Source organism: bacterium, from assembly GCA_020440705.1.
In the GTDB taxonomy this organism is placed as follows: domain Bacteria; phylum Krumholzibacteriota; class Krumholzibacteriia; order LZORAL124-64-63; family LZORAL124-64-63; genus JAGRNP01.
In genome coordinates, this window is the sequence record JAGRNP010000129.1 from 1 (window position 1) to 10958 (window position 10958).

The following is a 10958-nucleotide window of genomic DNA, read 5'->3' on the forward strand; positions in this document are numbered from 1 at the left end:
GGCCTCGTCCGGTGCGATGCCCATGGGGTCGGTCAGGGCGCAGCGGGGCAGTCCGGGGCCCACGGGAAAAACGAGATCCGATCCCAGGCGCAACTCGCCCCGCGGCAGGGGACCGCCGTCGGGCGCGTGCCAGGACACGCCGAGCCGGCCGTCCGCCGCGACCTGCACCGCGACCGTCGGCACCGGCGCGGCGCGGGGGAGCAGGAGCGTGCGGCGGGGGGGCGTGGCGCGGCCGGCGAGGTTGCGACCGCGGACCTCGAGCGTGTGGGGCCGGGGTGCGAGGGCGGCGGGGCGATCCCAGCTGACGGCGCCGCCGCCGGGCGCGACCCGCGGCGCGGTGGGAGCGTCATCGAGGCGGATCTCGAACGAGGCCGGGTCGGGCCCGGGGCCGTCCGCGACGAAGGACCACGTCAGGACCGCAGGGTCGCCCGCGGCGCCGAACCACACCGTGTCGGGCTGGGCGGGCGTCCAGCGCGGCAGGCCGGCGGCGAAGTAGTCGAGCAGGCCGAGGAAGTAGGCGTCGGCCTCCAGGCGCTGGCTGGCTGCGAGACTGAGGCGTTCGGCGATGACCGGGTGGCTGATCATGGCCGGCTCGCCGAGGACGGCCGGCACGGTGGCGTGGCGCAGGACGTGGAAATTGCCCGGTCGGATGCTGGCCGGCGAGATCTCGAGATTCAGCACGAGTTGGCGGTGGATGGCCCGCGCGAGGTCGAGGGAGGCCCCGTCGTCGTCGAGCGGGTAGTAGGTCTGGGTCTCGTTGATGGTGCGGTCCAGGGCGGCATTGCTGTTGTGGTGAATTGAAAGAAAAACATCGGGTTGCAGCGAGTCGCTCAAGGAAACTCTCATCTCGAGATCGTGGCTCAGGGAGCTGTCGGCGGGGCTCAGGAAATCCGTGTCGGCGGTGCGGGTGAGCCAGACTTCGGCACCGGCCCATTCGAGCAGCCCGCGCAGGTGCAGGGCCACCCCGAGATTGACCTCGGCCTCGGTGAGGCCGTTGGGGCCGACGGCGCCGCGGAAACGGCCCCCGTGGCCCGGATCCAGGACGATGCGCCGGCCGGCGAGGGCGGAGAGGTCGCGTCCGACGAGGGCCTCGGGGCGGCCGAGGTACCCGGGGATCACGGGGCCCGTGCCGGGGGCGGGCGGGCCCCCGCAGCCGGCGAACCCGGCGGCGACGGCCAGCAGGACGGCGAGAGCGGAAATCGGGGCGCGGCGGCGCTGGGGCAAGGGGGCCATGGTTCCATCCGGGGCCGGGGGAATGTCCAGTCGTGGCGCCATCGTACCGCCTCGGGCGGTTGCCCGCAAACCCGGAGTCCGTCTGGACAGGGGCGGGTCCGTCTGGTAACTTAGGCGCTCCTGGCGACCGGCCCCCGGCCCGCTCCGGCGGCGGTCACGATCCGATGCAGCGCGGACTGCAGTGACGACCATTCCCGGTGCCCCCGATGACCGATCTCTCCTCCCGTCTGCGGGAGTTGCCCCAGATCAGCGTGCTGCTCGCCGACGAGCGGCTGGCGCCCCTCCTGGCCGGCCGACGCCGGTCGTGGGCGACGCGCGTCGTGCAGGATGCGGTGGCGGCCCTGCGCGACGAACTGCGCACGGCGCGGGGTCCGGTCGCGAGCCGCGAGCAGTTGCTGAACCTCTGTGTCGAACGCGTTGAGGCCAAAGCCGCTACGCTCATGGGACGCTCGTGGACGCGGGTCCTGAACGGCACCGGTGTCGTGGTGCACACGAACCTGGGCCGGTCGTGCTTCCCCGTCGCCGCGGCCGACGCCGCCCGCGAGGTGGCGCTGCACAATTCGGATCTCGAGTTCGACCTGCCCTCGGGCACGCGCGGGCACCGGGGCCGGCGCGTGGAGGAGAAGGCCGCCCTGCTGGCCGGGGCCGCCGACGCCCTCGTGGTCAACAACAACGCGGCGGCGTTCTGGCTGGCCGTGCGCCAGTGCAGCGCCGGCGGTCGGGTCGTGCTGTCGCGGGGCGAGGTGGTGGCCATCGGCGGCTCGTTCCGCATGCACGAGATCCTGGCCGAGACCGGCTGCGAACTCGTCGAGGTGGGCACCACGAACCGCACCTCCCTCAAGGACTACCGGGCCGCCATGACGCCCGGCACGACGGTGGTCAAGGTGCACCGCAGCAACTTCGAGGTGGAGGGCTTCACCGAGGAGGTCGAGCTGGCCGAGCTGGCCGAGGCCTGCCGGGCGGCCGGCTGTCCGCTGGTGTACGATGCCGGCAGCGGGGCCCTCTTCCCCTACGTGGAGCTGGGGCTGCCCGCCGGCGAGCGGCTGCTGGCCGAAGACGTGGCCGCCGGCCCCGACCTGGTCACCTGCAGCGGCGACAAGCTGCTCGGCGGCTGCCAGGCCGGCATCATCTTCGGCGACCGGGAACGGGTGGCCGCCCTGCGGGCCCATCCCATGCGGCGCGCCTTCCGGGTCGACAAGACGACCCTGGCGGCCCTCGACGCGGTGCTGTCGGCCTACCTCGCGGCCGAGGATCGCCCGGCGATCCCGACCCTCGACCAGCTCGCCCTGACCCTCGACGACCTGCAGGCGCGGGCCGAGGGACTGCTGGCCCGCCTGGCCGACGGCGCGCCGGCCGGCTGGCGGGGCGCCGTGGTGCCCGGGCATTCGAGCGTGGGCGGGGGCTCGTTCTCCACCACGAGTCTCGAATCGCGTCTGGTCCAGTGGACCGGACCCAAGGACGAACTGGAGCGCTGCCACCAGCGGTTGCGGTCGGGAGATCCGGCCCTGGTCGGACGCATGAATCAGGATGGCCTCGCGGTGGACGTGCGCACGCTCGCCCCCGCCGAGATGGATCTGGTCGTGAAGGCATTCGAGGGGGCCTGGCGCAGCGGGGACACCGCCGCCGGCACCTTGGACTGAGCGAAAGGTCACCGTGGTGAGCGACAGGGACGACCTGCAGGGACCCGCCGGACTGCCCGTGCACGCGGTCGGTTGGGGGGCGGCCGAACTCGATTTCGAGCCGGGCGCCGAGTTCTGGAGCCGGGTCGAACGGATCGCCGGCGGCGGCGACCTGGTCGACGCCCTCGATGCCTGCATGAGCGGCCACTCGGCGCCGCGGGTGTGGCTCGTGCTGCACGAGCCGGGGCAGCCCGAACTGGCCGTGACCACCGCGATGGGCTTCGCCCGCGAACTGGCGGCCCGGGAGCAGGCGGCCCTCGTGCTCGATGCCGACGACCGCACCCAGACCCTGACCGGCCTGGCCGGCCGCCTCGAGCAGGAGGGCTGGATCGACCTCGTCCGCTACGGCACCTCGGTGCTGGCGGCCAGCGTGGCCCTGCCTTTCGCCGGCCGCCGCGCCTACCTGCTGGGCGTCGGCTCGTTCGCGCCCACCGACGTGGCGCCCGGCGAGATCGACCAGCTCGTGGCGCGTCTGCGGCGCCAGGCCGACGACCTCATCGTGGTCGCGCCCGCCGACGAACTGGGGGCCCAGTGGGCCCGGGCGGCCACGATCCGCGTGCTGTGCTGGGACCGGGCGAACCGGCCCGCGGCGGCGATCCAGGGTCTGATCGAGGATCTCAAGCTGCGCGGCCTGCCCCTGGGGGGGCTGGTGGGCTACGGCCTGCCCATGTCCGGTCGGGCGACCCCGGTGGCGGCGGTCGAGCCCGCGGGGGGCGCGCCGGCTGCGGCCCCGGACGTGCCCGCTGGTGCGTCCGCGAATGCGTCCGCGAATGCGCCCGCGGATGGGCCCACGGAATCGCCCGTGGAATCGCCTGGGGAAGTGCCCGCCGAAGTGCCCGCCGAAGTGCCTGCGGACCGGCCCGCCGACGCGCCCCGGCCCGCCGCGGAAACCGCCGGCGAACCGGCGGCGGATTCCGGGCACGAGCCCGAGACGCCGGCGCCTTCGGTTTCGGCGCGCCTGGCCGAATTGGCGGCAGCCGACGAGTTGGCGCAGGAATCGGCGCGGGAATTCGCGCAGGATGCGGCCGGCGAGGTGGATCCCTGGCGGGAGGAAGGCGACCTCCGCGAACCGGTGACCACCGGCGGGCGGCGGGGCACTTCGGGCGTGTTCTGGTTCATCACGATCGCTTCGGTCGTCGTCGTCGCGATCCTCGGGACCTACTGGTACAAGTACGTTCGGGTGCCGTCGAGCGGGTACTTCGAGCCCGTCGCGGTCGAGCGCCCGGCGCCCCAGCCGGTGGACCGCACCACCGGCGACATGGCCAATCTCGACGGGGGCGATGAGCAGGGGCGGGCCGATGGGACCATGCCCGCCGTCGATGCGGTGGCCCAGGACGCGACGGCGACCGGTACGCCCGGGGGCCCGACCGGCGAGGAATCGTCCGGCGGCGAGGCCGGGCGCGAAGACGACGTGGCGGCCGGCCCGGGGGCGGACGCGACGACGACCACTCCGCCGGGCGGCCCGGTTGCGGGCGCGGGCGGCGGCGACGTCGCGGCGGCCCCGGTCGCGACCGGGGGGAGCGATCCGGCGGACACGGCGGCGGCCGAACCGCGGTTCACCATGGATCCGTACCGCGCGACCGTGGGCGAGCGGGGCTGGGCCCTGCATCTGTACAGCTTCCCGGACAGCACCAGCGTCAAGGTGGAGCTGGCCGAACTGCACCGCCGGGGCTTCGAGACCGAGGTGCGGGTCGTGGAGACCGAGGAGAAGGGCCGCTGGTGGCGGGTCTACGTGGGTGATTTCGCCAGTCGGGCCGAGGCCCGCGCGGCGGCGCCCCTTTTGAAGAAGGAATTGCGGACCGATTGGGCGAATCCCACCCGGTTCTGAGACACCATCGCATCGCATCACGCCGGAACGGCAGCGGAAGGGTGACATCCGTGAGATTGAAAAGCATCGAGATCCAGGGCTTCAAGTCGTTCGTCGACCGCACGCGGCTCGAGTTCGACGAGGGCATCACCGCCATTCTCGGTCCCAACGGCTGCGGCAAGTCGAACGTGGTCGACGCCGTGCGCTGGGTGCTGGGCGAGCAGTCGGCCAAGACGCTGCGCGGCGGCAAGATGGACGACGTCATCTTCAAGGGGACGACCAAGCGGCGGCCGGTGGGCATGGCCGAGGTGACGCTCACCTTCGAGAACGACGACCGCGGCCTCCCCATCGACTTCGCCGAGGTGGCCATCAAGCGCAAGGTGACCCGCGACGGCGGCAGCGACTACTTCCTCAACGGCTCGCCCTGCCGCCTGAAGGACCTGCGCGACCTCTTCTTCGACTCCGGCGTGAACAACACGTCCTATTCGATCATCGAGGAGTCGATGATCAAGTCGATCCTGAACGAGAACAACACCGAGCTGCGCACGCTGCTCGAGGAGGGCTCGGGGATCACCAAGTACAAGGCGCGGCGCAAGGAGACCCAGCGCAAGCTCGACCGCACGCAGAGCGACCTGGTCCGCCTGTACGACATCATCGAGGAGATCGGGCGCGAGGTGCGCTCCCTGCAGCGGCAGGTGGGCAAGGCGCGGCGGCACCAGCGCCTGTTCAAGGAGATCCGGGCCCTCGACCTGGCCGTGGCCCAGCGCAAGCACCAGCTCTTCGACAGCCAGGAAGCCGAGGCCCGCGAGCGCCTCGAGGACTTCCGCACCCGCAGCGAGGAGGGCGTGGGCGAGCTGGCCGAGCTGCAGGCCCGGATCGAGACCGCCCGCCCGACCATCGACGAGCGCGAGGCCGAGCGGCGGCAGCTCGAGTCGGCGCTGCAGGCCTTCGAGGAGGAACTGCAGGAGACCGAGCGCCAGGCCCTGGTGCTGCAGCATCGCATCGACGAACACGCGCGGCGGGTCACCGATTCGGAGCAGGGCATCCGCGAGGCCGAGGTCCGGCAGCAGGAGATCGAGGGCCAGATCGCGCGCATGACCGAGCACCTGCACACCATCGAGGCCGAGCTCGAGACGAGCGGCGCCATGCTCACCGAGCGCTCGGAGGAGCTGCAGATCATGGAGGGGAACCTGGCGCGCGACCGCGAGGCCCTCGACGACGCCACCAGCCGCAACCTCGAGGTCATTGAGAACGATGCCAGCCAGCGCAGCCAGCTGCGCGAGCTGCAGGTCAAGCAGGAGAACCGGAACGAGCGCATGGGCATCCTGGCCGAGGACCGCGAGGCGGTGCTCGCCTCCGGGCGCGAGGCCGAGGGGCGGCTGGCCGAACTGCGCGGCGAGCGCGAGAGCGTCCTCGCCGAGCGGGCGGGGCTCCTCGAGGAGCTGGCTGCGCGCGAGCGCGAGCAGTCCGACCTGGAGGCGGCGACGGGCGACATCCAGGCCCAGTTGTCCGATCTGAACGGGAAGCGCGAAGCCGCCCGTTCGACCTGCGACCTGCTGCGGAAACTGCATCAGGAATATGAGGGTTACGGCCAGGGTCCGAAGGAGATCCTGAAGCGGCACGGCGGCACCGACCGGGTCACCGGCGGTCTGGCGGACCTGCTTTCGGTGGCGCCCGGCGACGCGCCGGCCCTGGAGATCCTGCTCGACGAGATGCTCGACGCGGTGGTGGTCAAGGACGGCGCCACGGCCGTGGCCCTGGTGCGCGAACTGCGCGAGGAGGAGATCGGCCAGGCCAGCTTCCTGTGCGGCGAGGGCTTCGGGGGCGGCGGCGCCGAGACGGCGACCATCACGGGCGGACGGCCCGGTGCCGAGGTCATCACCGGACCGGGCGCCGACCTGCCGGCCCTGCGCAACCTGCTGGCGCGGACCGTCATCTTCGACGACGACCAGGCGGCCGCCGACGCGGCGGCGGGCTGGTCCGGACCGGGCGTGGTGCTGTGCGTGAGCCGCACCGGCCTGCTGGTCACCAGCGAAGGGCGCGTGCGGGGCGGCCGCGGCGCCGACCAGGCCAGCACCCTGATCGGACGGCGGGAGAAGCTCGAGGAGATCGAGGCCGAGATCGCGGCCGTGGAGGCCCGGATCGAGGCCACCGGCGGCAAACTGGCGGCCAATCGGGCCCGCCGCGAGGAGCTGCGCGAGACCCTGGCTGCGGGGCGCGGCCGGCTCGCCGGCGTCGACGAGCGCATCAGCGGCCTGACGGTCGAGCTGGGCAACCTCGAGCACCGGCGCGACACCGCCGGCGCCCGCGCCGAGGAGATGGAGAACGAGCGGCGTCGCCTCGCGGCCGAGGTCGCCGAGCTGGCCGGACGCGAGCGCAACCTGACCGACCTGCTGGCCGAGAGCGGCCGCGCCCGGGAAGACAGCACGACGCGGCGCGACGACCTGCGCCGGCGGGTCGAGGAAGCCGAGATGTCCCGCGACGACGCCCGCGCCCAGGTCGAGGAGCTGCGTCTCACCCACCAGCGGCGCGAGTCGCAGAAGCGCGAGACCGAGACCGCCCTGGTGCACCTGCGCGAGAACGTGGCCGAGCAGTTCGCCCGGCGCGAGCGACTGGCGCAGGAGATCGAGGTGGCCCGGGACAACAAGGACTCCCTGGCCGAGGAGCTCGAGGTCAAGCGCGGGGTCCTGGCCAAGGGCATGGACGAGCGCGAGCGCCGGCGCAAGGTCGTGCGCGCGGCCAGCGAGGGCATCGCCACCCTGCACGAGGAGATGAGCGCCTGGCGCGACCGGGTGCAGGTGATCGAGAAGGCGCGGGGCGGCTTCCGCGAGCAGGCCCACGAGATGGAGACCCTGCTGGCGACCCTGGACATCAAGCGCAACAACCTCGAGGAGCGGGTCGAGGAGCAGTACAAGGGCAGCTACCACGAGTTGGTGACCAACTTCGACGCGGCCGACCTGCCCGGCGAGCTCGAGGTCGACGAGGGCGTGTTCCAGCTCGAGCAGGCCGAGCAGATCCTCGACGACAAGCGCGACAAGATCGGCGCGTTGGGCCCCATCAACCATCTCGCCCTCGAGGAGTACGAGACCAAGAAGGAGCGCCTGGACTTCCTCGAGAAGCAGCGTGACGACGTGGAAAAGGCCCGCGACGACCTGACCCGGGCCATCGCCGAGATCAACCGCACGGCCAAGAAGCGCTTCGTCGAGACCTTCGAGGAGGTGCGGCGCAACTACATCGCCGTGTTCCAGACCCTGTTCAAGGGCGGCCGGGCCGAGCTCGAGCTCGTCAAGACCGACGATCCGCTGGAGAGCCACATCCACGTCACGGCCCAGCCGACGGGCAAGGTCGTCGACACGGTGTCCCTGCTCTCGGGCGGCGAGCGCTGCCTGACGGCCCTGTCGCTGCTCTTCGCGGTCTACCTGGTCAAGCCCTCGCCGTTCTGCATGCTCGACGAGGCCGACGCGCCGCTGGACGACGCCAACATCGGCCGCTTCGTGAACATGCTGCGCGAGTTCAGCCGCTCGACCCAGTTCCTGGTCATCACCCACAACAAGCTGACCATGGAGACGGCGAACCACCTCTACGGCGTGACCATGATGGAGCCCGGCTGCTCGAACATCGTCTCGGTGAGCTTCCACGACGTGGCCGAGACCCAGAGCGACCAGGACCTGGGCAACGCCATCGCCAACCGGCGCAAGGCGGTCGACGAGTCGGAGGACAAGCGGGCCGCCGAGAACCGCCTGGACGACCGGCAGACCGAGATGACCCTGGACGGCGGCGCGGCCGCCGGTGACGAGACCGCCGGCGAGGCCGTCGCGGTCGAGGCCGACGGAACGGCGGACGATGCCGGCGAAGGACCGGATCAGGACGAGGCCATGGAGGCGAGCCAGTGATCCGTGGCGCCCTGAACCGCTTCCGCAACGGCCTGCGCAAGACGCGCGAGGGTGTCGTGGGGCGCCTGCAGAGCCTTTTCGGCGGGCGGGTGCGGCTGGACGAGGACACCCTCGACCAGATCGAGGAGCTGCTCATCTCGGCCGACATGGGCGTCAAATCGGCTGTCGACATCACGCGCAACATCGAGAAGCGCCTGAAGGAGGAGGGGGGCGAGGCCACCCTCGAGTCTGTGCTCGAGGTGATCCGGGGCGACGTGAAGCGCATCCTGACCACGGCCAAGCCGCGCATCAAGCCCCTGACCTGGGACGAGGACGACGGCGGCGCGCGCAAGAAGAAGAAGGGGGCCGCGGCCGACGTCGCCGCACCGGCGGCGGCCACCGACGGCCCGGAGGTCATCTTCGTGGTCGGCGTCAACGGCACCGGCAAGACGACCAGCATCGCCAAGCTCGCCCACCAGCTCAAGAGCGAGGGGCGGCAGGTGCTGCTCGCCGCAGGGGACACCTTCCGCGCCGCGGCGGTCGAGCAGCTGGTGATCTGGGCCGACCGCATCGGGGTCGAGTGCGTGCGGCAGGGCCAGAACGCCGATCCGGCGGCGGTGGTCTTCGACGCCCTGAACGCCGCCGAGGCGCGCGGCGCCGACGTGGTCATCGTCGACACGGCCGGGCGGCTGCACACCAAGACCAACCTCATGGACGAGCTCGGCAAGGTGGCGCGGGTGATCCGGCGCAAGACCGGCCGCGATCCCGAGACGCTGCTCGTGGTCGACGGCAACACGGGCCAGAACGGCCTGAGCCAGGCCAAGGTCTTCGCCGAGACGATTCCGGTGCAGGGCCTGATCCTGACCAAGCTCGACGGCACGGCCAAGGGCGGCATCGTCGTGGCCATCGCCGAGAGCCTGGGGCTGCCCGTGCGCTGGGTGGGCATGGGCGAGAAGGTCGAGGACCTCGCGGCCTTCGACGCCGACCTGTTCGTGGACGCCCTCTTCGCCGACTGGCGGGCGGGCGACGACGCAGGGGACGACTGATCGCCGGCCCCTGGTACCGGCGCCGCCGCAAGCGGCGCAAATCGGGCGGGCGCGTCGAGGACCTGCTCGACCGGCTGCGCGGCCGGGGGCGGGGGCGCGACGACGACCGCGGCCGCGGCGACGTCGACGACGGCCGTTTCACGGGATTCCGGAACTGCGACATCCGCCGCGAGCGGGAGCTCTTCGAGCGCCTGGTCGCGGCGGATTTCGCGTTCCTGATGGGGCAGCGCTTCGCCGCCGAGCCCCGCGTGCTGGCCGACCTGCTGCCCCAGTCGGTGGTCGGCCGCGCCCAGCAGGGCCACGGCCTCTTCGTCGACGAGTTCGGCACGAGCCTGCGCTTCCCCGACGCCACCTTCGACCGGGTGCTGACGGTTCTCGAGCGCGACGACCCCAACCTCAAGGGCCCCCTCGTGCGCGAACGGCGCGGGCGCATGCTCGCCGGCTTCGGCGAGTGGCTCCTGGCCCGCCTCGACGAACCCGAACTCGAGCTGGTCGTGGACGGTCGGCCGCTCTTCGGTCTCGACTTCCTCGCCGCGCGGCCGGTGGCCACGCGTCCGTTCCTGACCGGCCTGGTGCTGGCCGGCTTCATGGACGACTGGCAGTACCGCGAGGCCGCCATGTACCAGCACCGGAAGACCTTCGCCGGCGAGCCGTTCCACATCGGCGGCGGCGACATCCTCATCGTCGACCGCGAGAAGTTCGAGATGGCCGGACTGGGCGACACCGGCCGCGTGCCGTGGGACCGCGAGCAGCTGCGCATGCTCGAGGGGCTGGGCATCATCGTCCGCGACCGCCACCGCCCCTACAGCTGGCCCGACCACGACCAGGCCTATTTCCGGCGCTGCATGGGCGATGGCGTGTGCGACGACCTGGCGTTGATCGGCGTGGGGGCGCACCACGGCTACGACGCCATGCTCGGCGCCTTCGTCATGGACGCCATCGACACCTACGACAAGTACCTGCTGAACCTGGTCTGGGGGGGCTTCGACACCTGGCTGGCGGGACGCATCCAGCGCCACTTCAGCGACCGCGACGACAAGCCCCTGGTGGACGACCGGCTCATCGTCGACCTGATCCACTTCGCGGCCAAGCGCAACGACCCGACGGTGAACCTGAGCAGCTCGCACCGGCGCCTGATCCAGTTCGAGCCGCGGGCGGCGACGCCCACGCTGCTGAACCACTGGCGCTTCCTGCAGGGCGAGCCCCTGGACGACATCAAGCTCGGCTTCGCGCGCGTGCCCGCGGGCGAGTTCTACCCGGCCGCGGCGCGCCGGCTCGACGCCGCCGGGCTCGGCGTCAAGGCACCCACGTTCCTCGCGCC

Annotated in this window: 6 protein-coding genes; 5 read left to right on the plus strand and 1 reads right to left on the minus strand. The window is 72.2% G+C overall.

Annotation, left to right across the window (positions count from 1 at the left end; all coding sequences use genetic code 11):
• Positions 1-1233, minus strand: a 1233-nt coding sequence (locus KDM41_15195; GenBank protein MCB1184773.1) for an N-acetylmuramoyl-L-alanine amidase, incomplete at its 3' end; no start/stop codon positions are given.
• Positions 1234-1439: 206 nt separating this feature from the next.
• On the opposite strand from KDM41_15195, the gene selA reads away from it, so the two are divergent.
• From selA to KDM41_15220, 5 genes are all read left to right on the plus strand, one after another.
• Positions 1440-2873: an L-seryl-tRNA(Sec) selenium transferase gene (gene selA / locus KDM41_15200; protein ID MCB1184774.1), complete on the plus strand. Its 1434-nt coding sequence runs from the start codon at positions 1440-1442 to the stop codon at positions 2871-2873.
• Between the two features lie 16 nt (positions 2874-2889).
• Positions 2890-4740, plus strand: a complete 1851-nt coding sequence (locus tag KDM41_15205; protein ID MCB1184775.1) for an SPOR domain-containing protein — start codon at positions 2890-2892, stop codon at positions 4738-4740.
• 50 nt (positions 4741-4790) lie between these two features.
• Entirely contained in the window at positions 4791-8612 is a 3822-nt protein-coding gene (gene smc / locus KDM41_15210) for a chromosome segregation protein SMC (GenBank protein MCB1184776.1), read from the plus strand.
• The gene (gene ftsY / locus KDM41_15215) at positions 8609-9637 is read left to right on the plus strand and encodes a signal recognition particle-docking protein FtsY (protein MCB1184777.1); all 1029 of its coding nucleotides are present in this window, start codon (positions 8609-8611) and stop codon (positions 9635-9637) included. Before smc ends, ftsY begins: the two co-directional genes overlap by 4 nt.
• 218 nt (positions 9638-9855) lie before the next feature.
• Positions 9856-10958 (plus strand): hypothetical protein (locus tag KDM41_15220; protein ID MCB1184778.1); only part of this gene is annotated, 1103 nt, incomplete at its 3' end.

Coding starts and splice junctions, on each gene's coding strand:
- selA (MCB1184774.1), top strand. CDS start 1,440: ATGACCGATCTCTCCTCCCGTCTGCGGGAGTTGCCCCAGATCAGCGTG.